General features: G+C 68.5%; 19 protein-coding genes. 11 read left to right on the top strand and 8 right to left on the bottom strand.

Annotation, left to right across the window (positions count from 1 at the left end; genetic code table 11):
* The first annotated feature begins 129 nt into the window (after window positions 1-129).
* The 3 genes from Q7J39_RS16850 to Q7J39_RS16840 all read left to right on the top strand — a co-directional run bounded on the left by Q7J39_RS16850 (window position 130) and on the right by Q7J39_RS16840 (window position 5,252).
* Window positions 130-2,565: a TonB-dependent siderophore receptor gene (locus Q7J39_RS16850; protein ID WP_304827808.1), complete on the top strand. Its 2,436-nt coding sequence runs from the start codon at window positions 130-132 to the stop codon at window positions 2,563-2,565.
* A gap of 340 nt (window positions 2,566-2,905) precedes the next feature.
* A complete protein-coding gene (locus tag Q7J39_RS16845; RefSeq protein ID WP_304827803.1) occupies window positions 2,906-4,759 on the top strand; it encodes a phosphoenolpyruvate carboxykinase (GTP) in 1,854 nt (617 codons plus the stop codon).
* A gap of 22 nt (window positions 4,760-4,781) precedes the next feature.
* Window positions 4,782-5,252, top strand: a complete 471-nt coding sequence (locus tag Q7J39_RS16840; RefSeq protein ID WP_304827800.1) for an XdhC family protein — start codon at window positions 4,782-4,784, stop codon at window positions 5,250-5,252.
* Window positions 5,253-5,275: 23 nt separating this feature from the next.
* Here the strand turns inward: Q7J39_RS16840 and Q7J39_RS16835 are convergent, their stop codons facing one another.
* Window positions 5,276-6,562: an O-acetylhomoserine aminocarboxypropyltransferase gene (locus Q7J39_RS16835; protein ID WP_304827797.1), complete on the bottom strand. Its 1,287-nt coding sequence runs from the start codon at window positions 6,560-6,562 to the stop codon at window positions 5,276-5,278.
* Window positions 6,563-6,774: 212 nt separating this feature from the next.
* Here Q7J39_RS16835 and Q7J39_RS16830 point away from each other — a divergent pair, with 212 nt between their 5' ends.
* Both Q7J39_RS16830 and Q7J39_RS16825 read left to right on the top strand, forming a co-directional pair.
* Entirely contained in the window at window positions 6,775-9,177 is a 2,403-nt protein-coding gene (locus Q7J39_RS16830; RefSeq protein WP_304827794.1) for an ATP-binding protein, read from the top strand.
* A 129-nt stretch (window positions 9,178-9,306) separates the two neighbouring features.
* Window positions 9,307-9,789 carry a helix-turn-helix domain-containing protein gene (locus Q7J39_RS16825; RefSeq protein WP_304827791.1) on the top strand — a complete coding sequence of 161 codons (483 nt, stop codon included), beginning with the start codon at window positions 9,307-9,309 and terminating at the stop codon, window positions 9,787-9,789.
* 101 nt (window positions 9,790-9,890) lie between these two features.
* On the opposite strand, the gene Q7J39_RS16820 is transcribed toward Q7J39_RS16825, so the two are convergent.
* Window positions 9,891-10,442, bottom strand: coding sequence for a gluconokinase (locus Q7J39_RS16820; protein ID WP_304827789.1), 552 nt, complete (start codon window positions 10,440-10,442; stop codon window positions 9,891-9,893).
* On the opposite strand from Q7J39_RS16820, the gene Q7J39_RS16815 reads away from it, so the two are divergent.
* Window positions 10,441-11,058 (top strand): hypothetical protein, encoded by a 618-nt coding sequence (locus Q7J39_RS16815; RefSeq protein ID WP_304827786.1) that lies wholly within the window; start codon window positions 10,441-10,443, stop codon window positions 11,056-11,058. The genes Q7J39_RS16820 and Q7J39_RS16815 overlap by 2 nt on opposite strands.
* On the opposite strand, the gene Q7J39_RS16810 is transcribed toward Q7J39_RS16815, so the two are convergent.
* Genes Q7J39_RS16810 through Q7J39_RS16800 form a run of 3 tightly spaced genes read right to left on the bottom strand, consistent with a single transcriptional unit; the run spans window position 11,025 to window position 13,537 of the window.
* Window positions 11,025-12,311, bottom strand: coding sequence for a S8 family serine peptidase (locus Q7J39_RS16810; protein WP_304827783.1), 1,287 nt, complete (start codon window positions 12,309-12,311; stop codon window positions 11,025-11,027). The two genes, Q7J39_RS16815 and Q7J39_RS16810, sit on opposite strands and share 34 nt — an antisense overlap.
* A complete protein-coding gene (locus Q7J39_RS16805; protein WP_304827780.1) occupies window positions 12,311-12,973 on the bottom strand; it encodes a hypothetical protein in 663 nt (220 codons plus the stop codon). The genes Q7J39_RS16810 and Q7J39_RS16805 overlap by 1 nt, the downstream gene beginning before the upstream one ends.
* Window positions 12,974-12,982: 9 nt before the next feature.
* The gene (locus tag Q7J39_RS16800) at window positions 12,983-13,537 is read right to left on the bottom strand and encodes an RNA polymerase sigma factor (RefSeq protein WP_304827777.1); all 555 of its coding nucleotides are present in this window, start codon (window positions 13,535-13,537) and stop codon (window positions 12,983-12,985) included.
* A 203-nt stretch (window positions 13,538-13,740) separates the two neighbouring features.
* On the opposite strand from Q7J39_RS16800, the gene Q7J39_RS16795 reads away from it, so the two are divergent.
* From Q7J39_RS16795 to Q7J39_RS16780, 4 genes are all read left to right on the top strand, one after another.
* On the top strand, window positions 13,741-14,826 hold the full coding sequence (locus tag Q7J39_RS16795) for a helix-turn-helix transcriptional regulator (RefSeq protein ID WP_304827774.1): 1,086 nt from the start codon (window positions 13,741-13,743) through the stop codon (window positions 14,824-14,826).
* A 95-nt stretch (window positions 14,827-14,921) separates the two neighbouring features.
* The gene (locus Q7J39_RS16790; RefSeq protein WP_304827771.1) at window positions 14,922-15,800 is read left to right on the top strand and encodes a CsgG/HfaB family protein; all 879 of its coding nucleotides are present in this window, start codon (window positions 14,922-14,924) and stop codon (window positions 15,798-15,800) included.
* A gap of 109 nt (window positions 15,801-15,909) precedes the next feature.
* Window positions 15,910-16,353, top strand: a complete 444-nt coding sequence (locus Q7J39_RS16785; protein WP_304827768.1) for a hypothetical protein — start codon at window positions 15,910-15,912, stop codon at window positions 16,351-16,353.
* Between the two features lie 119 nt (window positions 16,354-16,472).
* Window positions 16,473-17,417: an ornithine cyclodeaminase family protein gene (locus Q7J39_RS16780; RefSeq protein ID WP_304827765.1), complete on the top strand. Its 945-nt coding sequence runs from the start codon at window positions 16,473-16,475 to the stop codon at window positions 17,415-17,417.
* Here Q7J39_RS16780 and Q7J39_RS16775 read toward each other — a convergent pair.
* The 3 genes from Q7J39_RS16775 to Q7J39_RS16765 all read right to left on the bottom strand — a co-directional run bounded on the left by Q7J39_RS16775 (window position 17,403) and on the right by Q7J39_RS16765 (window position 19,198).
* Window positions 17,403-17,936: a DUF4199 domain-containing protein gene (locus tag Q7J39_RS16775; protein WP_304827762.1), complete on the bottom strand. Its 534-nt coding sequence runs from the start codon at window positions 17,934-17,936 to the stop codon at window positions 17,403-17,405. The two genes, Q7J39_RS16780 and Q7J39_RS16775, sit on opposite strands and share 15 nt — an antisense overlap.
* 99 nt (window positions 17,937-18,035) lie before the next feature.
* Window positions 18,036-18,449 (bottom strand): response regulator transcription factor, encoded by a 414-nt coding sequence (locus Q7J39_RS16770; RefSeq protein WP_304827759.1) that lies wholly within the window; start codon window positions 18,447-18,449, stop codon window positions 18,036-18,038.
* A 5-nt stretch (window positions 18,450-18,454) separates the two neighbouring features.
* Entirely contained in the window at window positions 18,455-19,198 is a 744-nt protein-coding gene (locus Q7J39_RS16765) for a LuxR family transcriptional regulator (protein WP_304827756.1), read from the bottom strand.
* Between the two features lie 104 nt (window positions 19,199-19,302).
* On the opposite strand from Q7J39_RS16765, the gene Q7J39_RS16760 reads away from it, so the two are divergent.
* Window positions 19,303-20,487, top strand: a complete 1,185-nt coding sequence (locus Q7J39_RS16760; RefSeq protein ID WP_304827754.1) for an acyl-CoA dehydrogenase family protein — start codon at window positions 19,303-19,305, stop codon at window positions 20,485-20,487.
* Window positions 20,488-20,500: the final 13 nt, after the last annotated feature.

The raw sequence follows: 20,500 nt of genomic DNA, 5'->3' as shown, positions 1-20,500 counted from the left end.
AAGCTTGACTGTATCGCAACTGCGAAATGATTTTGACGGGCGTTGCAAAAATACGCCCCCAACTTGCAGCGAGAGGGACTAGAAGCCCGACAACTATTCGGTTTGTCCGGATGAACTTGGGGTTTCCAAATGCGCCACCGCTCTCTGCTCTTCGCCGCTGTCTCCGCCGCCGCCCTCTGGGCCGGCGCCGCCACGGCGCAAACCTCCGTTTCGGCCTCGGGTGAGGCCAATGTCGAGGAATTGGTGGTCACCGGCACTCGCACCATCGGCCGCTCGCGGCTGGACACCCTGGCCCCCGTCGATGTCATCGGCGCCGAGGCCATCAGCCGTCAGGGCGCGTCGACCGAACTGGCCCAGGCGCTGGCCAACCTGACGCCCGCCCTGGACTTCCCGCGCCCGGCCATCACCGACGGCACCGATCACGTGCGTCCGGCCACCCTGCGGGGCCTGGCGCCTGACCAGACCCTGGTCCTGGTCAACGGCATGCGCGGCCACGTCTCGGCCCTGGTGGCGGTGAACGGCTCCATTGGCCGCGGCTCGACGGCCTTCGACCTCAACACCATCCCCACCGTCACCGTCGACCGGGTCGAAGTCTTGCGGGACGGCGCCTCGGCCCAGTACGGCGCCGACGCCATCGCCGGCGTCATGAACATCCGCCTGCGCGAGGCCGCTTCGGGGGGCGGCGCCACCTACAACTACGGCGTCTACAACACCACCGTGCGTACCGCCCGGGGCAAGCGCGACGCCCATGACGGCGTCACCCAGTCCTTCGCGGCCTGGCAGGGCTTTGGCCTTGGCGACGACGGCTTCCTGACGGTGTCGGGCGAATACGTGAAGCGCAACGCCACCAACCGCTCCGACTATGCCGACCGCGTGGCTCTGCCGCTCTACAACGCCGGCCGCATCATCGGCCGCTACGGCGACCCGAAGGTGGAGAGCTACACCCTGTTCGCCAATGCCGGCCTGCCCCTGAACGACACCTGGTCGGTCTACGGCTTCGCAGGCTACCAGCACCGCGACACCAACGCCGCGGCCACCGCGCGCGCCTACAACAACGCCAACAACGTGGCGGCGGTCTATCCGGGCGGCTTCCTCCCGCAGATCGAAACCGAGATCAAGGACATCACCCTGCAGGGTGGGATCAAGGGCGAGGCGGCCGGTTGGAACGTCGACCTGTCGGCCAACTACGGCAAGAACGAGCTCGACTACACGGTGGTCAACTCGATCAACGCCTCCTATGGCGCGGCCTCGCCGCGGACCTTCAAGGCCGGCTCGCTGGAATACAGCCAGTGGATCGTCGACCTGAACCTCTCGCGCACCTTCGATGTGGGCCTGGTCGAGCCGCTCAATGTGGCCGGCGGTCTTGAGTATCGCGACGAGTCCTTCGGGATCGGCGCCGGCGAGGCGGCCTCCTACACTGTGGGTCCCGATCCCACCAAGGCCGGCGTCTCCCAGGGCTTCCCGGGCTTCCGCCCCGCCAACGAGGTGGACGTCTCGCGCCACAACTACGCCGCCTATGTCGACATCGAAGGCAAGCTGACCGAGAAGTTCGGCTTCGACGTCGCCGGCCGCTACGAGGACTATTCGGACTTCGGCGGCAAGGGCACGGGCAAGCTCGCCCTGCGCTACGACTTCAACGAGGCGTTCGCCCTGCGCGGCGCGGTCTCCACCGGCTTCAAGGCCCCGGCCCTGCAGCAGCAGTACTTCACCTACACCTCCACCAACAACGTCCTGGTGGGCACGACCTTCCAGCTGATCGAGGTCGGCACCTTCCCGGTGTCCAGCCCCGTTGCCCGCGCCCTGGGCGCCAAGCCGCTGGAGCCGGAAACCTCGGTCAACTACTCGCTCGGTATGGTCTATCGCGCCGGGGCCTTCGAGCTGACGGTCGACGCCTACCAGATCGACCTGGAAAATCGCATCGTCCTGTCGGAGAACCTGCCCAACACCAACACCCCGGCGGCGACCTCGGCGGCGATCACCGCCCTGCTGACCCCGTTCGGCGTCAGCGCCGCGCGCTTCTTCATCAACGGGGTGGACACCACCACCAAGGGCGTCGACGTGGTGGCCCGCTATCGCTTCGACCTGGGCGACAGCCGCCTGGACCTGACCGCGGCGGCCAACTTCAATTCCACCGAGGTGACCAAGACCCCGGCCCTGCCGACCCTGTCGGCCCTGCCGCAGCCGGCCTTCCTGTTCGATCGGGCCAATCGCCTGAGCTACGAAGAGGGCACGCCGGAACGCAAGCTGGTGTTCGGGGCCGACTGGACCCGCAACAACCTGGCCATCAGCACCAAGGTCACCGACTATGACGGCGTGCTGTCGCCCAGCAACAACCCGGCCTTCGACATCGGCACCGGCCGCGCCACCCTGGTGGACCTGGAGGGGCGTTACACCTTCCCCATGGGCGTGACGCTGGCGCTGGGCGCCAACAACATCCTCGACGAGTATCCCCGCTCGACGCCCACCAGCATCAATGGCGCCACGGGGTCGATCGGCTTCCCGGGCTACTCGCCCTTCGGCTTCAACGGCCGCTTCCTCTACAGCCGCCTGAGCTACAAGTGGTAGCCGACAGCCTTCGCTAAACGATTGGACGGCGCGGCGTGAGAACGCCGCGCCGTTTTCGTATCGGCGGCAGAGCAGTCAAGACACCGGTGTCATTCGCCGGAGAGACTCGTGATGCCGGCGCAGCTCCTGTAAATCCTGCGTCTGGTAACCGTCATTTTGTCATATTTATAAACCTCAAAAAGGGTGGCCATTTGCGGCTGACCCTGCGTAAGAGGCGGCTTAACAACAGATTTCGGCGCCGCTTTTGCTTTGGCGCTCTCGCCATTTAGAATTTGGTTCATTAGGGATCGGACCCATCTTGGGGCGCTGAAGCGCCCGGGGCCGGCTGGGAGTTTCTGCTTTGACCGCCACCACGTCTATTCCGGGGCTTTTCCCCGCACCGACCAAACACGCCAAGCTCATCGCCTGGGTGGAGCAGACCGCGGCCCTGACCCAGCCTGACCGCGTCCACTGGTGCGACGGATCCGAAGCGGAATGGACCGCGCTGACTTCCGAACTGGTGGCCGGCGGCACCCTGAAGCCGCTGAACCCGGCCAAGCGCCCCAACTCCTTCTTCGCCGCGTCCGATCCCCGCGACGTCGCCCGGGTCGAGAGCCGCACCTTCATCTGCTCGGAGAAGGAAGACGACGCCGGCCCCACCAACAACTGGCTCGACCCCACCGAGATGCGCGCCGACCTGCAGGACCTGTTCAAGGGCTGCATGAAGGGCCGCACCATGTATGTGGCCCCCTTCAGCATGGGCCCGCTGGGCTCCAAGATCAGCCAGCTGGGCGTGGAGATCACCGACAGCGCCTATGTGGCCATCTCCATGCGTGTCATGACCCGCATGGGCGCCGGCGCCCTGCAGGAACTCGGTGAGGACGGCTTCTTCGTGCCCGCCCTGCATTCTGTGGGCATGCCGCTGGCCGACGGTCAGGCCGACGTCGCCTGGCCCTGCAACGAGATCAAGTACATCGTCCACTTCCCCGAAAGCCGGGAGATCTGGTCCTACGGCTCGGGCTACGGCGGCAACGCCTTGCTGGGCAAGAAGTGCTTCGCCCTGCGCATCGCCTCGGTGATGGCCCGCGACGAGGGCTGGTTCGCTGAGCACATGCTGATCCTCAAGCTGACCTCGCCGCAAGGCGTCGCCCGCTATATCGCCGCGGCCTTCCCCAGCGCCTGCGGCAAGACCAACATGGCCATGCTGCAACCGACGCTGCCCGGCTGGAAGGCCGAGACGATCGGCGACGACATCTGCTGGATGCGTTTCGGCGACGATGGCCGGCTCTACGCGATCAACCCGGAGGCCGGCTTCTTCGGCGTGGCGCCGGGCACGGGCGTGGAGACCAACAAGAACGCCGTGGACTCGCTGCATTCCAACAGCGTCTTCACCAATGTGGCGCTCACCGCCGACGGCGACGTCTGGTGGGAAGGGCTCACCGACACACCGCCCGAAAACCTCACCGACTGGAAGGGTCGTCCCTGGTCGCCCGAGAGCGGCGAACCGGCCGCCCACCCCAACGCCCGCTTCACGGTGCCCGCGGCCCAGTGCCCAGTGATCGCGCCGGAGTGGGAAGACCCCAAGGGCGTGCCGATCTCGGCCATCCTGTTTGGCGGCCGCCGGGCCAGCGCCGTGCCGCTGGTGACCGAAGCCTTCGACTGGGCCCACGGCGTCTTCCTGGCCTCCAACGTGGCCTCGGAAGGCACGGCGGCGGCGGAGAACAAGATCGGCGAGCTGCGCCGCGATCCTTTCGCCATGCTGCCGTTCTGCCGCTACAACATGGGCGACTATTTCGATCACTGGCTGAAGATGGGCGCCAAGGCTGACGCCTCGAAGCTGCCCCGCATCTACTTCGTCAACTGGTTCCGCAAGGACGAGAAGGGCAAGTTCGTCTGGCCGGGCTACGGCGAGAACAGCCGGGTCCTGAAGTGGATCGCCCAGCGCCTGGACGGCGAGGCCGCCGCCACCGACACCCCGATCGGCCGCGTGCCGACCGTGGAAAGCCTGGACCTGTCGGGCCTGACCCTCTCGGACGCCCAGCTCGACCTGCTGCTCACCGTCGATCCGGCGGTCTGGCAGGAGGAGGCGGCCCTGATCCCGCCGGCTTACGAGAAGTTCGGCGCCCACATGCCCAAGGCGCTCTGGGCGCAGTACGAGGCCCTGGTCAGCCGCCTGGCCCAGGCCGCCCGCCCGGCCATGATGCTCGCGGAATAGGGTTGAAGGCGGGGCGCGCGCGATGACCATACCGCCCCGCCGACCGCGCCTGGCGATCTTCGGCGCGGGTCCGGCCGGCTCCGCCTTCGCCCGCCAGTTCGCCCTGCTGCCCTTTGAGGTGGAGGCCTATGACACCCGGCCCCATAACGCTGACCACGCCACCATCCTGACCGAGGATGAGCTGGTGGAGGTGGCCGGTTGCCTGGACGAGGGCGACTACGCCCTGATCGCCAGCGCCAGCCACGAGCTGGACGGACGGGTCGCCCAGGCGGTGCTGTCGGCGGGCCGGTTCCGCTACTGCGGCATGATCGGCTCCCGCAAGAAGCGCGACGAGATCCTCGCCAGCCTGACGGCGGCCGGGCTTTCCGGGGAGCAGATCGCGCGCCTGCAATGCCCCATCGGCATCCCCGAACTCCACGGCCGCGCCCCGGAGGTGATCGCCGTCTCCGTCGCCGCCCAGGTGCTCCAGGTCCTGCAGGACGACGAGGCCTAGGCCCGCCGTCCCGCCGGGCCGGATCAGAGTCCCGCCAGCGCCTGGTCCAGGTCGGCGATGATGTCGTCGATGTGCTCCAGACCCACCGACAGCCGCACCACGTCGGGCCCAGCGCCGGCGACGATCTGGGCGGCTTCCTCCAATTGACGGTGTGTGGTGGAGGAGGGGTGGATGATCAGGCTGCGGGTGTCGCCGATATTGGCCAGGTGGGAGAACAGCTTGACCGAACTCACCAGCTTCACGCCCGCGGCGTAGCCGTCCTTCAGGCCGAAGGTGAACACCGCCCCGGCGCCCTTGGGCGCGTAGCGCTGGGCCAGGGCGTGATAGCGGTCGCCCGCCAGGCCGGCATAGGAGACCCAGGCCACCTTGGGGTGGGCCTGCAGCCATTGCGCGACGGCCAGGGCGTTCTGGCAGTGCCGATCCATCCGCAACGGCAAGGTCTCGATCCCGGTGAGGATCATGAAGGCGTTGAAGGGCGAGATGGCGGGCCCGAGGTCGCGCAGGCCGAGCGCGCGGCAAGCGACGATGAAGGCGGCCGGGCCAAAGGCTTCGGTGAAGACCTTGCCGTGGTAGCTGGGATTGGGCGTCGAGAGGTAGGGGTACTTGCCGCCGGCCGCCCAGTCGAAGCGGCCGCTGTCGACGATCATGCCGCCGATGGAATTGCCGTGGCCGCCGAGGAACTTGGTCAGGGAGTGGACCACGATGTCGGCGCCGTGGGCGAAGGGCTGGCAGAGATAGGGCGAGGCCAGGGTGTTATCGACCACCAAGGGCACGCCCGCGGCGTGGGCGGCGTCGGCGATGGCGGCGATATCGGAGACCACGCCGCCGGGGTTGGCGATGGACTCGATGAACACCGCGCGGGTCTTGTCATTGATCGCCTTGGCGTAGTCGGCGGCGTCGTCGGTGTCGATGAAGGTGACGCCCCAGCCCATCTTCTTGAAGCTCTGCGAGAGCTGGTTGATGGAGCCGCCATAGAGCTTGCGCGACGCGACGATGTTGCAGCCGGGCTCCATCAGGGTGTGGAACACCAGGAACTGGGCCGCATGGCCGCTGGCCACCGCCAGGCCCGCGACCCCGCCCTCGAGCGCGCTCACCCGGGCCTCCAGCACCGACTGGGTCGGGTTGCCGAGACGGGTATAGATGTTGCCGCCGGCCTCCAGGTTGAACAACGCCGCAGCGTGGTCGCTATCGTCGAAGACATAGGACGCCGTCTGATAGATCGGCGTGATCCGCGCCTTGGTGGTGGGATCGGGCGTGGCGCCGGCGTGGATGGCCAGGGTTTCGGGGCGCGGGGCGGCAGGGTCACTCATCGGGGTCTCGGTTCCTGGGCGTTCAAGAGGGCTCCACCCTTAGGGCGCCGCGCGCCACGGGTCATCATCGTCACGGCGCCGAATAGGATGGCGTCCCGCAGGCTGCTGACGCGCTGCGACAACGCGCTGCAGCCGGTCCACCGGTCGGATGAACGCCGAATTAATGATCCTGATCATAGACTTGCTGAGAATTGGGAAGGGATGGCGTAAGGGTGCCGGCAAATCTAACTCCGCCGCGCGGGCTGGCCTTCGGCCTGGCGAGTTCTCAGCCGGTCTTCGAGCGCGCAACCGACTTGGCTGTGGCGATGTTCGACGGCTATGCCGCCGCCCTGGCCATCGTCCACCAGGGGCGTATGTGGCGTACCCGCGACCCGGAAGGGCGGCTTCCCAAGACCAGTGTGCTGGCCGAGCAGGTGATCGGCTCGGGCGCGCCGCTATGGGTCGAGGACCTGACCCAGCATCCTCTGTCAGCCAACCATGGTCTCGTGGCGGGAGGCGGACATCTGCGGTTCTATCTCGGCGTGCCGATCCTTGGTCGGGACGGCGCGGTGATCGGCGTGCTGTCTGTGGTGGGCCTGCATGCCAAGATCTTCGACCCCGCCAAGCTGCGGATGCTGGAGCAGCTCGCGGAGTTCGTCGCCGACGAGTGCTTCCGTCAGCGCGGCGCGCTGGAGCTTGAGGAGACCCAGTCGGTCCTGTCGGCCTTCGTCAAGGCGGTGCCTGCTTCCCTGATGGTGTCTGATCGCGAGTTGCGCGTCCTGCAGGCCAGTCCGCTTTGGCTAGAGACCTTCGGCTTGACGCTTGCGGAGGCCCGCGGACGCAGCATCTTCGACATCGCGCCCGGCTATTTTGAACCCTTCCGCCGCGCCTACGAGCGATGTCTCGCCGGTGAGAGGGTGCATGGCGATCGGGTCCCCAGCCCGGGGACCAACGACGCGGTGCGTTTCTTGCGCGCCGAGTTGACTCCCTGGCGCAACGCTCAGGGAGAGGTTAGCGGGGTCATCGTGGCCGCCCTGGACATCACCGAGATGGTGGAGGCTCTGGAGCGCACCGGTCGTTCTGAGCAGCGGCTGAAACTCGCTGTGGAGATCGCCGACCTGCACGTCTGGGAGATCGACTACACGACGATGACCTTGGAGACTGACGGGGCCACCGAGACCTTCTTCGACCAAGACGTCGACACCAACGCCTTCATCCGGGACACCAACATCACCATCGATCCGCGCGATCGCGCCCGGATCGGCGAGGAATGGACCCACGCGGTAGAGCACGATCTGCCTTTCCGACCGGAGTACCGGATCAACCGGACGGACGGCAAAGAGGTGTGGGCCAATTGCACGGTCAAGCTCATCCGCGACGCAGACGGCAACCCCAGCCGCCTGATCGGGGCGATGCAGAACATCACCGAGCGGAAAGCTTCTGAAGCCCTGCTGCTGCAGGCCAAGGAGGAGGCCGAAGCCGCCAACCGCGCCAAGAGCAGCTTCCTGGCCACCATCAGCCATGAGATTCGCACCCCCCTGAACGGCGTGCTGGGCATGGCTCAGGTCATGGCGGCCGAGGAACTTTCGCCGCCGCAGCGGGAACGGCTGGGGGTGATCCGGCAGTCGGGCGAAACCCTGTTGGCCATTCTCAACGATGTCCTTGATCTCTCGAAGATCGAGGCGGGAAAGCTCGAACTGGAAATGGCCGAGTTCGACCTGGCCAGCCTGGTCACCAGCGCCCATGACGCGTTCTCGGGCATCTCCGAGCGCAAGGCGGTGGCCCTGGTCCTGGCCATCGCGCCGGAGGCGCGCGGCCGCTATGCGTCGGACCCCACGCGGCTGCGGCAGATCCTTTACAACCTGGTCTCCAACGCCCTGAAGTTCACCGACGCCGGAGAGGTTCGCCTGGCGGTGTCGAGGGCGCGCGAGGACGTGGTGATCGAGGTCTCCGACACGGGCCTAGGCATGGCGCCTGAGGTGCTGGACCGGTTGTTCCAGAAGTTCGTGCAGGCCGACGCCTCCACCACGCGGCGATTTGGTGGCACGGGCCTCGGATTGGCCATCTGCCGGCAACTGGCCGAACTGCTGGGCGGCGCGATCACGGTCACAAGCGTGGAGGGGCAGGGTTCGACGTTCCGCGTGGTGCTTCCCCTCGAGCGGATCGGCGACGAACGCCTTGCGCCGCCAGTGGTGGAGAGCGGCGGCGCCCCCATCTTGGAGGCCGAACGGCCATTGCGCGTCCTGGCGGCGGAGGACAACTCTGTCAATCAACTGGTCTTGAAGACCTTACTCCAACAGGTTGGCATCGACGCCCTCGTGGTGGGGGATGGCCAACAGGCCCTCGAAGCCTGGCGCGAGCATGACTGGGACCTCATCCTGATGGACGTCCAGATGCCCGTCATGGACGGCCCCACGGCGACGGGAGCGATCCGCGCCGAGGAGGCCCGCGCCGGCCGGGCGCGGACCCCGATCATCGCCCTGACCGCCAACGCCATGTCCCATCAGACAGCCGAGTACCTGTCCGCCGGGATGGACGGATTTGTCGCCAAGCCGATCGACGCGACCAAGCTGTTCCAGGCCATCGCCGAGGCGGTCGAGTCGGGCCAACCTCAGGCGGACGCAATCGCCGTCTGAGCAAGGCCAGCACCTCAGCCAGACCTTCGGCCGCCGCAAAGCCCTGCAGGTTGGCGGGACGGTGGTGGTGCCTGGCTGGAAGGGCGCCGATGTCCTGCCCAGCGCCGGCAGCGCCGCGGGGTTGGACCCTTGTCTCCACCTGGGGAGGCGCGACTTCGGGGCGCGGGTCGCCAATCAGGTGGCGCGCCGGCTGGTGATCGCGCCGCACCGGGCGGCCAGGCGCAGTTCATCGAGCGCCCGCTGGCCCCCAGGGCTGGGGGCAGGCTGTCGCAGCTGATCGCCGAACTGCAGGAGGAGCCCCAGGCCTCGCCAAGCCTCCAGCAACTGGCGGCGCGCGCGGCGATGAGCGAGCGGACCTTCATCCGTCGCTTCAGGGAGACCACCGGGGTCGCCCCGGGGGCCTGGCTCGTGGCGGCCAAGGTGGATCGCGCCCGCGACCTGCTGGAAACCACCGATCTCAGCGTAGAGCAGGTCGCAGCCGAGAGCGGCTTTGGCGCGGCGACCACCTTGCGTCATCACTTCCGCCAGCGCCTCGGTCTCAGTCCCGCCGCTTACCGGGACCGCTTTGGAGCCTCAGGCTTCCCTCAACCCGGCGCCGGATCAGGTCTCTAAGACCCTTCCGGGTCCGCGCCCTGGTTCGGCCCGCAGCGAGAACGCCGGGTCCGACGCGGCCTTCGCCTTCGGGCTGGAGGCCTTTCTGGATGGGCTGGAGGTCAGGCCGGCGCGGACCAGGTCTTGAGGCCCAGCGTCTGTAGGACCCGGTCCACCTGGAGCTCGGTGGGCAGGGTGACGTCGACAGAGATGACGTCACCCTCGTCCCTGGGCGGCTCCAGGGTCGCGAGTTGGCTGTCCAGTATCTGGGGGCCAGCGAAGTGTCCGGTACGTTCGGCCAGCCGCCGATGCAGCACCTCGCGGTCGCCGGTCAGCCAGACGAACCGCAGGCCCGGCCGCCCGGTTCGAAGGCTCTCCCGGTAGCTCCGCTTCAGCGCCGAGCAGGCCAGCACGCACGGCGTGCTCTGCGCGCGGCGCTCGTCGATCCAGCGCCGCACGGCCGCAAGCCAGGGGGCGCGATCTGCGTCGGTCAGCGGCTCGCCGCGCCGCATCTTTTCCACATTGGCCGCAGGGTGCAGGTCGTCGCCGTCCAGCTGCGCCCAGCCCAGGCGCGCGGCCAGGGCCGCCATCAGGGTCGATTTGCCCACCCCGGATACGCCCATCACCACCACGACGGGGGCGGGGACTTGCGGGGCGAGCTGTGGGCCTGACATGCTGCAATTTCTGACACAGGGTCGGCCACAGGACGAGGTGCAGATGCCGGTGGGCGATGATGGGCCACAGACCCTGCATCAAGGGCGGGTGGGCCGTGGGTTCCAGATGGCCTCGGGTGGCTCGGTCGGCCAGCCGGGCAATCCGTTTCCCGCGAGCACGGTGAAGTTGCAGGCGCCCTTCTTCCGGGCGGCGGGTCTGGATCTGGCGGCTGAGGTTCCTGGACTGGTGTGGGGGACCATCAATGTCGAGCTTGGCTATGGGCTGCGACGCGCGGCGCCCGACATCACAGTCACGGATGTCGACTGGACGGCGGGGTTGACGGGATCGGGGCGTATCGCGCCTGAGACCTTCTCCTTCGTCCGCTGCCGGCTCACCTATGCGGGCCGCGACTATCCTGGCCTGATCTACCTGCCGCACCCGGAGACCAAGCCCTCCACCAACGCCCACCGATATGACGTCCTGGAGGTTCTGACCTGTCGCATCGAGGGGCTGGTCGACGGTCAGCCGGTCGCCGTGCTGTGCCGCGCCGACGCCTTTGAGCCAATGTCCCGTAACGGTCGGGAGGTGGGCGCGTCTCTCTGCTATCGCGGCAGGCGGAAGAGGCCCGCGCCGTAGACATCATCGCGGCCCGCGGGACCAAGGTCCTTGGCGGCTGCGGCGACGGCGGCCCGCATGGCTCCGGGATTGCGGGACGTGGCGCAGGCCGGCGTGCGCAGCAGGGCGCCGGAGACCAGGGCGGCGGCGAAGGAGGTGCCCGAGACCTGACGGTATCCGCCAGGGGCAGGCGTCGTCAGATCGACGCCGGTCGCCGCCACATCGACCTGGGGACCTGGCGTGGCGAAGGGATAGATCCGCAGGCGGTCGTCCACGGCGGTGACGCCAAGGACCGCGGGGTGCGAGGCCGGGAAGGGGATGCGACCGTTCTTGCCGCCATTGCCCGCGGCGGCGACGACGCAGACGCCCTTGAGATCCAATGCGCCGATCATGGCCTCCAGCAGGCGGTCGGGCGGCCCGCCGAACGACAGGTTCAGCACATTGGGCCGCAGCAGCGCCGCGGCCTCCAGCGCCTTGGCCAGGGTGCGGGTCTGGGAAAGCGGCGGGGCTTCGCCGACCGCGGGCTGGAAGGCCGCCAGGCTGACCAGACGAGCGCCCGCGCCGCTGCCGGGGATTGGCCCGCGCCCGACCATCAGGGCGGCGACCGCCGTGCCGTGTGCCCCCGGTGTCGAGGTTCCGGCGAACAGCCGTTGCTGCACGGCGGCGCCGGCGAACACCTCATGGTCCAGAGCCACCGGGGTATCGATCATCGCCACCAGACCGCTTGCGGGCTTTGTGATCTCCGCGCGGGTCAGGCCCTGCAGATCCAAACCCCTGGGCCAGGCGGCCGCGCCCATGCCCTGATACACATGGTTGGGCTGGGCCCAGGCGACGCCGGGCAGCCGGCTGAGGCGCAGGATCGCGGCGTCGGGGGTGTCGCCCGGAGACAGGGCCGCGGCCACCATCACCCGGCGCAGGCTCTCCAGCCGAACAGCCTCGATCAACATCACCCCACCCTGGCCCGCGATCGCCTTGGGGTCGGCCTTGTCGTCCCACAGGACGATGACCACCGTGTCGGGCGAGATCTCGGGCAGCGTCGCGTCGCGCGCCGCCTCGCCGGGGTCGCGGGGCTTGCGGGCCGGCAGGGTGAAGCTGAGGGAGATGCTTGGCGTGAAGCTCGGACCGGAACGGTCGGGGCCCCGCGTTGCTCCTCCGCCACCCGGTCGAGGATCAATCTGGGCCAGTTCGATTGCAGGGGAGGGGTTCTCGCGCGCCAGGACAGGCGGAGGCGTCAGGGGCAGGAGCGCCGCCAGGATCAGCAGGCCAGGGCGCATCAGTTGACCACCCCGGCGAAGGTCACCAGGCGCGAGGCCCGCAGGGTGGCGACCAGTTCGGCGCTGTCGGCGTCGGCGGGGACGTCGACCTCGATGGCGCCGCCGCGCGGGCCGCCCGACAGTGTCAGGTCGTGGACTTCCAGCAGCGCCTCGATCTGGGCCCAGCTCGCATCGGGGTCGAGCCGCAGCAGCAGGCGCCTGACGGCGGGTTTCGAAGGCTCGGGTCCGCCGAGGCTGGCATAGGTCTTCGGGCTCTGCGCCTGGTAGGCCAGGACGCCGGACTGAATGACCGCAAGGGCCAAGGCGGCGGCAAAGGCCCGCTTCCAGACCCGTGCCGGCGCGCCAATCCGGGCGCTCGGGGCCTGTGCCCGTCGGCCTGGGATCAGGCGGCGCAGGCCGGGGCGTGGGGCGTCGGCGTCGATCCGCCTCAGCAGGGCGTCCAGGCGCTCCGGGGTGGCGACCGGCCCGGCGATCTCAGCGCCGCCGCGGCGGACCAGGTCGGCGATGTCGCGGACCGCCTCAAGTTCAGCGCGCAGGTCGGGATCGGCCGCCAGGGCCGTCTCGATCCGCGCCCGCTCAGATTGGGGGAGGGTTCCGTTCACATAGAAGGGGAGCAGCAGGGCCAGCGCCGAACGTTCGTCATCAGCTTCGTCGCCATCCATGCTCGCGCCTCAGTTCGTCTGCAGCCGCTCCAACTGGCCTCGAAGCAATCGCCGGGCGTGAAACAGCCGGGTCTTGACGGTGTTTTCCGGACAACCCGCGATGACCGCGATCTCCGACAACGACCGATCTTCGAAATAGCAAAGCCAGACGACCTCCCTGTGCTGAGGACTTAGTCGCGCCAAGGCCCGGCGAAGTTCATCGGCGGCGGAGGTTTTCTCAGCGGTCGCTTCGGGCGTATCGGCTTCATCGGCCTGGCGATGCGCAAAGCCGCGGTCACCATCGGTGGGCAGGGGCCGCTCGCGGCGGCTGCGCAGCCAGTCGATGGCCTTGTTGCGGACGATGCGCCGAATCCAGCCATCGGCGCTGCCGTCGCCGGTGTAGCGCCCCGCCTCGCGCCAGATGTTGAGGAACGCCTCATCCACCACATCCATGGCGGCGTCGACATCACCCGCCAACAACGCAGCGGCGTATCGGATGAGGGAAGGTTTCGCGTGCAAGTAGAGTTGCGTGAAGGCCGCCCGGTCCCCCGCTGCGATCTGAGAAAGCGCCTCTTTCGTCAGCATAGCGTGCCCCGGAACATCGGCTCGCCCGTGGGCTGACCTTGTTCCCGCCTGAAATATATCCCCGTTTTTCTTTAGGGCTTGGGGCGGGAAGAGGCGCCTGTCATGACTAGTCTGTTCGGACCAGGCGAGGGGGCCTGGCTCACCGTTCGACGCAACTCATCTGGGGGGATGAAGTGCTCAATCAAGGTGATCATGATCGGCTGGTGAGCGGCTTCTATGCGGCCGCGATGGGCGAAATCACCTGGCGCGATAGCCTTGGGCAGGTCAACGCGCTGTTTGGCGGCGCCGCGACGGTGCTGAACGTCTTCGACTGCCAACACGCCCCGATCTCGCTGGAGGTCTACGGCCGGCCGGTCGATACGGCGTTGGAATACTATTCCGGCGAGATCCACGCCAACGATCCGCGGACGCCCTATCTCTACAACGCGCCTCCGGGCAGCATCTACTATGACCACATGCTGTACGATGTGGAGGAGATGGCTCGGGATCGCTGGTGTCGGGCCGCCGCGGACGCCATCGGGATCAGTTACAGCCTGGGCGTCATGCTGCGCCTGCCCAACGACGTCTTCGCCGCCGCGGCGGTGCTCACCTCCATGAGCCAGGGTCACGCCACGGAGGCCGCCATCGAGGCCTGGCGCCGGGTGGCGCCCCATCTTGAGCAGGCCTGCGCCCTCGGTCATGTGCTGGAAACCGGGGCGGCGACCCAAGCGGCCTTGCTGGAGGCCGTGTCCCGCAAGGTCGAGGGCATGATCCTGCTCAACCTGGCGGGCGGCGCCACCTTCATTAATGACGCGGCCCAGGCCATCCTGCTGGCAGACGACGGTCTGGCGCTCACCCAAGAGGGCTTTGTCGCGCGCCGGCGGCCCGAGACACGACGCCTGCAGCAGCTTGTCCACGGCGCCCTGGACGCGGCGCGCGGCGCGGGGAGTCCTGGGGGGCGTGTCCTCATCACTCGCCCGTCCGGGAAGCGGCCCTACGTCGTCTCCGTCATGCCGGCGCCCCCCACCGAACGGTTTCTGTCCGGTCATGCGGTCGGGTGTGTGGTCCATCTGCAGGACTTGGCCGACGTTGCGCTGCCCTCGCGGGCGACGCTCGGCGCGGTGTTCGGGTTGACCGACCGCGAGGCCGACCTGGCCATCGAGTTGGTCCGATGCGCGGGCCTTGAGCAGGCGGCGGCCAATGCGCGGATGGCGCACAACACCGCGCGCAATCACCTGCAGAGCATCGCGCGCAAGACCGGCGCGCAGGGGCAGACGGAGATTGTCCAGCTGCTCGGCCGGTTGCTATGACGCCTGCGCAACGAAAGATCCGCCGCCTTTGAACCCATCGCCCGGTCGCCACGACCTTGGCACAAGGCCATGCAGGCCAAGGGGTGGGATTGATCATGAGGCCTTCTAAACTAACCGCCGTGGCCCTGGCCGCGAGCCTGGTCCTGGCCGGGCCGGCCGCCGCCCAGAGCGTCGGCGCCTATGACGGGCTGAAGAAGACGGTCTCGGTGGACACCTTCCAGGCCGCCGACGCGGTGGGCGGGACCGTGACCGCCGACGGCATGACCGCGATGTTGACCGACGCCCTGACCCGCGATGGGCGCTTCGTGGTGGTGGAGAAGACCGGCGGCGCCGATTCCACGGCCCTGATCGCGGCCAGTGCTGTCGTGCGCGGCACGGTGACGAAATACGAGGCCAACGCCGGCGGCTCCAGCCTCGGGGTCGGGGGCCTGCCGATGGGCTCGATCTTCGCCGCGCGCGCGGGTCTGAAGAGCCAGAAGGCCGTGATGGAAATCTCCCTGCGGCTGGTGGACGCCGCCACGGGGCAGGTGATCTCCACCTCAAAGGCGCAGGGCTCGGCGTCGTCCTCGGCGATCGACGCCACACTGGTGGATTCAAACACCGGAGCCTCGGCCAATGCCGGCCGGTTCCGCGCGACGCCCATCGGCAAGGCCGGCGAGGACGCCATCGCCAAGGCCGTCGAACTGATCGCGGCCAGCATGCGAAATGTGCCCTGGTCAGCCCTGGTGATCGAGTCCAGCGGACCGACGATCTATGTCAACGCCGGCGCCGACCGCAGCGTTCAGCCGGGGACGCCGCTGCGTGTCTATCGCAAGGGGCGCGTGCTCACCGATCCCTCCACCGGCGTCGTGCTGGATGTCGAGATGCAGCCGATCGGCGCCATCCGCATCGAGCAGGTGCGCGAGCGTGTCTCGACCGCCGTGCTGGTCAGTGGCCAACCGCCGGAGCGCGGCGACGTCCTGAAACTCGACTGACCCGGGAGACCGGACTGACGATTTCATTGAACCCTCCGGGCCGCCGCAACGACCTCTCAACGGGACACCGAGCGGGCCCGAGGGCCGCACAAATCACAGGGATCGATCCATGAGAAAACTTCTCGCCGCCGCGCTGCTGATCGCAGGGCCCTTCCTCCTCGCCGCGCCCGCCAGCGCCGAGCCGCCGTTCAAGTTCGAGTACCTGCCCTCCGAGAAGTGCACCCTCTCGAAGGTGGAGGTGGAGGATCCGCAGTTGTGCCTTCACTTGATGCAAAAATTCCAGGACGATTGCACCAAGGTTGGTGGGACCAAGATGACCCACAGCGGCAAGGTTGCGTGCCGGATTCCGCGGCAAACCACGGTCAAGATCCCGCTGACCTCGACGGGTCCGACCTTCCCCGGCCCGGCCAAGACCATCAAGGACAAGACCCTCGGCGACGGCAGCCCCGGTCCCTATGACGGCGGCAGCGGCGCCGAAGCCAAGACTGCCGACAAGGGCAAGATCCCCAAGGGCTGCGTCCTGCGCCCCGAAACCTGCGCCGGGCCGAAATAGGCTTGGCAAGGCGCCGCGGGGAGCCCTGTTCCCCGCGGTGCCTATTCGCACCGCAGCGGCCGGCGACGAAATCCGCGGACCGCTTCCATCGGGCCGCCCTTGACCCGATAAGGGTCTCCATGCGGCTGATCGATCAGGACGAGGTGCGGGAACGGCTGACCTATGAGGTCGCCATTCCCATCGTGCGCGCGGCGATGATCGCGCTTTCAAGCGGGCAGACGCGGCAGCATCTGCGGTCCATCATCCCACTCGCCGACGGCCGGATGTTCGGGATCATGCCGGGTGCGCTTGGGGAGCGAGGCGCCTTCGGGGCCAAGCTGATCAGCATCTTTCCGGAGAACTTCGCCCTCGGTCAGCCGTCTCACCAGGGGGTGGTGATCCTGTTTGATCCCGACAGCGGCGCGCCGATCTGCGTGGCCCATGCCGGCGAGGTCACCGCGATCCGCACGGCGGCGGCCAGCGCCGTGGCCACCGGCGCCCTGGCCCGGCCCGAGGCGCGCCGCCTGGCGATCCTCGGCTATGGAGAGCAGGCCGAAACTCACCTCCGCGCCCTGCGCCATGTCCGCCCCATCGACCATGTCACCGTCTGGGGCCGCTCGCCGGAGCGGGCCGGGGCCTTCGCCGCGCGCATGGCCGCCGAGACCGGACTGCCGGTGGTGGCGTCCGTGGAGGTTGAGAGCGCGGTCGCCCAGGCCGACATCATCTGCACGGTCAGCGGAGCCCAGGAGCCGATCCTGAAGGGTGTCTGGGTCGCTCCAGGAACCCATCTCAACCTGGTCGGCTCGAGCCGACCGGGCCCCGTGGAGGTGGACGAGGACCTGGTGGCCGCCTGCCGGTTCATCGCCGACAGCCGCGAGGGCGTCTTGGCGCAGGGCGCGGAGTTCCTGAACGCCAGGGCTTCGGGCCGGGTCAGGGATGACCACGTGGTGGGAGAGATCGGCCAGGTGCTGTCGGGCGCTATCGCGGGCCGCCAGTCGGTCGAGCAGATCACCGCCTACAAGTCGCTCGGCCACATCGTCCAGGACCTGGCCAGCGTCCAGGCGCTGTTGTCAGGCCGGGCGTGAGCGGGCCGGCAGGAAGCCGGGCATCCGCAGCAGGCCCGCGCTGACCAGGGCCACCAGCAGGCCCACCGGGAAGATCTCCGCGGCGGTCATCGGCATGCGGTAGAGCGGGTTTTCATAGGCGCGAGCCATGGCCTGCATTTCCGCGGCGACCTTCGCGTATTCTGCGCCGGTGACGCCGGCGGCCCGCTTGGCGGCCAGGGTTTCGGCCACCATCTCCGGCATGAACCGGTAGCCGGTCGCCGCGAGATAGGCCTCCCACCCGGCGACATAGGCCAGCGACGCCACCACCGCGATGCCCAGCCCCATCAGGAAGGCGGTGCGGAACCTGATGACGCCGCCCAACACACCGTCCCGATACTGCTTCACCGCCACCAGGATCGAGGACAGGGCCACCAGCATGATCAGGTAGCCCACCAGCATGCTGCCGTGGCCATCGGGGGCCAGCATGATGCTGGTGACGATGCCGGTGATGGCGACCACGCCCGAGATCAGGCCGTAGGTCAGGATGGTGCGGGTCATGGTGTTGGCTCCCCTTGGCTTATGGGTGTGAGGATGCGCCGCCGCCCCGCTTCCGGCCATCGCCCAAAAGGGTGAAATCGTGCGGCGGCTCCCCCTGGCTCAGGGCAGCAGGTGCAGGTCGCGGGCCTTGCGCACCGCCTGGGTGCGGCGGCTGACCTCCAGTTTGGCGAACAGGTTGCCGGCGTGGGTCTTCACCGTATTGGGCGAGACCCCCAGGGTGCGGGCGATCTCCTTGTTCGACTGCCCGGCCGCCAGCCGCTCCAGAACCTTCACCTCCTGGCGAGTGAGGCCAAGCGAGGTCACGGCGGCGGTGTTGAGCTCGAAGGGGGCAGGGTGCTTGCGGGCGTTGAGCCTCCAGCCGACCCATAGGCCGCCGGCCGCGAAGGCCAGGCCGATCAGGGCGATGTAGATCTCCAAGGAAAACGCGCGGGCCAGGAACCTGTATTCCAGCCACTGCAGCGCAAAGGCGCCGGCGGCGAGAACCAGGGCCCACGGGAGGATGGCGCGAACCATGGCGCCTAGACGTGTGGCCGGGCAGGGTTGTGGCCGCCGCCCACATAGCCAAGGGCCGCGGCCTCGCGCACCGCCTGGGAACGGCCCACCACCCGCAGCTTCTGGGCGGCGTTCTTCAGGTGGAAGCGGACCGTCGGGGCCGAGATGTGGATCAGCTCCCCGATGTCGGCGTCGGTCTTCCCGGCGGCGGCCCACTTCAGGCACTGGATCTCGCGCCGGGTCAGGCGTGGCGCGTCGGCCTGGGGCGTGGCACCTTCCGCGTCATTGTAGGCGGCGATGAACTTCAGCGCTGCGGCATGCAGGTTCGGGGCGTGAGCCTCGAAGATCCGCGCCACGGGAACCGCGGGGTCGGGGGTCGCCCAGACCACGGCGCCGATAAGGCCGCCGGGCAGGTAGGTCGGCGCGATGATGGCGCCGGCCACCCCATGATCGCGCGCCGAGCGGTCGACGCTGATGGCCGTCAGCTGGGGCACGGGCCGCCAGGTCGCGAAGACCCCTTCGGCGTAATAGAAGGGCTCGGACACATAACGGGCGGCCAGGACGAAGGGCGTGCGCAAGGCAAAGCCCCGATCCTTCCAGTATTCCAGGGTCGGATCGACCCAGCGGAACAGGGACTCGGCGTAGGGGCGGCCGTCGCCCCCCAGCACGGGCTCGGGATTGGAGAAGTCGGCGCTCACCGCGATGAACGGCAGGCCGATCTCGGCGCCCAGGCGGGCGACCTCGTGGGCGTAGCCGTCGATCTCGGTCATCTGAGCGTCCATGCCGGGCAAGCTATCACTGACGATAGCTTGTGCGCGTCGTCCGATTTCGCAAGCCTGCAGACGCGCCGAACGGGGCGCGGGAGGGCCGCCCGATGAATCTCGACCTCAGCGCCGACGAACTCGCCTTCCAGGCCGAGGTGCGCGGGTTTCTGGCCCAGGTCCTGACGCCGGAACTGCGACAGGCCGGCAAGCGCGCCACCAGCGTCTTCATGGACAAGCGTTTCAGCCTGGCCTGGCAGAAGATCCTCCACGCCCGCGGTTGGGCGGCGCCCTCCTGGCCGGTGGAACATGGCGGTCCCGGCTGGGGCGTCATGCAGCGGGCGATCTTCGCGGCCGAGTGCGCGCGGGCGCATGCGCCCAGCCTCGCCCCCATGGGCCTGCGCATGGTGGGGCCAGTGATCATGGGACACGGCACGCCGGAGCAGAAGGCGCACTACCTGCCGCGCATCCTCTCGGGCGAGGACTATTGGTGCCAGGGCTATTCCGAACCCCAGGCCGGGTCCGACCTGGCCGCCCTGGCGCTGAGCGCGGTGTCCGACGGCGACGACTATGTTCTGACCGGGACCAAGCTGTGGACCACCCATGCCCACTGGGCCAACCGCATGTTCTGCCTGGTGCGGACCACCGCGGGCGGCAAGCCTCAGGCCGGGATCACCTTCCTGCTGCTGGACATGACCAGCCCGGGGATTTCCGTGGCGCCCATCGTCACCCTGGCCGGGGAGCACGAGGTCAACCAGGTGTTCTTCGATCAGGTCCGCGTGCCGAAGAGCGGCCGCATCGGGGCGGAGAACGCCGGCTGGACGGTGGCCAAGTATCTGCTGGAGTTCGAGCGCGGCGGCAGTTCCGCGCCGGGACTGAAGATCGCCCTGGACGCGGTGATCACCATAGCCAGGACTGAAGGCCTGATCGGCGATCCCGCCTTCCGCGCCAAGCTGGCCCGCGCGGGCTGCGCCCTGGAGGCGGTGGAGATGACCGAGCACCGCGTGATGGCGGCCCTGGCGGCGGGCAACAACCCGGGGCCCGCCTCCTCGATGCTGAAGACGCAGGGGACCGAGACCCTGCAGATGATCGACGAATTGGCCCTGGAAGCCGCCGGCCCCTACGCCGCCGTCGACCAGATCGAGGCCCGCGCCCCGGGGTCCAATCTCGACTGGGTGGGGCCGGAGCATTCCCTGACCACCACGGCCCGATATCTGAACGACCGCGCCGCCTCGATCTATGGCGGGTCCAACGAGATCCAGCGGGACATCATGGCCCGTCTCGTCCTCGGTCTCTGAGCCTTCCGCTACG

The organism is Phenylobacterium sp. (assembly GCF_030651185.1).
In the GTDB taxonomy this organism is placed as follows: domain Bacteria; phylum Pseudomonadota; class Alphaproteobacteria; order Caulobacterales; family Caulobacteraceae; genus Phenylobacterium.
Note: the sequence above shows the minus strand (reverse complement) of the source record. Positions and strands in the feature narration are given on the sequence as shown.

Bases quoted from the DNA above. Each gene is read 5' to 3' on its own strand.
- Q7J39_RS16760 (WP_304827754.1), top strand. From the start codon at position 19,303: ATGAATCTCGACCTCAGCGCCGACGAACTCGCCTTCCAGGCCGAGGTG.
- Q7J39_RS16775 (WP_304827762.1), bottom strand. From the start codon at position 17,936: ATGACCCGCACCATCCTGACCTACGGCCTGATCTCGGGCGTGGTCGCC.
- Q7J39_RS16820 (WP_304827789.1), bottom strand. From the start codon at position 10,442: ATGTCAGGCCCACAGCTCGCCCCGCAAGTCCCCGCCCCCGTCGTGGTG.
- Q7J39_RS16800 (WP_304827777.1), bottom strand. From the start codon at position 13,537: ATGCTGACGAAAGAGGCGCTTTCTCAGATCGCAGCGGGGGACCGGGCG.
- Q7J39_RS16810 (WP_304827783.1), bottom strand. From the start codon at position 12,311: ATGCGCCCTGGCCTGCTGATCCTGGCGGCGCTCCTGCCCCTGACGCCT.
- Q7J39_RS16765 (WP_304827756.1), bottom strand. From the start codon at position 19,198: ATGACCGAGATCGACGGCTACGCCCACGAGGTCGCCCGCCTGGGCGCC.
- Q7J39_RS16840 (WP_304827800.1), top strand. From the start codon at position 4,782: ATGACCATACCGCCCCGCCGACCGCGCCTGGCGATCTTCGGCGCGGGT.
- Q7J39_RS16770 (WP_304827759.1), bottom strand. From the start codon at position 18,449: ATGGTTCGCGCCATCCTCCCGTGGGCCCTGGTTCTCGCCGCCGGCGCC.
- Q7J39_RS16790 (WP_304827771.1), top strand. From the start codon at position 14,922: ATGAGGCCTTCTAAACTAACCGCCGTGGCCCTGGCCGCGAGCCTGGTC.
- Q7J39_RS16780 (WP_304827765.1), top strand. From the start codon at position 16,473: ATGCGGCTGATCGATCAGGACGAGGTGCGGGAACGGCTGACCTATGAG.
- Q7J39_RS16785 (WP_304827768.1), top strand. From the start codon at position 15,910: ATGAGAAAACTTCTCGCCGCCGCGCTGCTGATCGCAGGGCCCTTCCTC.
- Q7J39_RS16805 (WP_304827780.1), bottom strand. From the start codon at position 12,973: ATGGATGGCGACGAAGCTGATGACGAACGTTCGGCGCTGGCCCTGCTG.
- Q7J39_RS16815 (WP_304827786.1), top strand. From the start codon at position 10,441: ATGCTGCAATTTCTGACACAGGGTCGGCCACAGGACGAGGTGCAGATG.
- Q7J39_RS16835 (WP_304827797.1), bottom strand. From the start codon at position 6,562: ATGAGTGACCCTGCCGCCCCGCGCCCCGAAACCCTGGCCATCCACGCC.
- Q7J39_RS16850 (WP_304827808.1), top strand. From the start codon at position 130: ATGCGCCACCGCTCTCTGCTCTTCGCCGCTGTCTCCGCCGCCGCCCTC.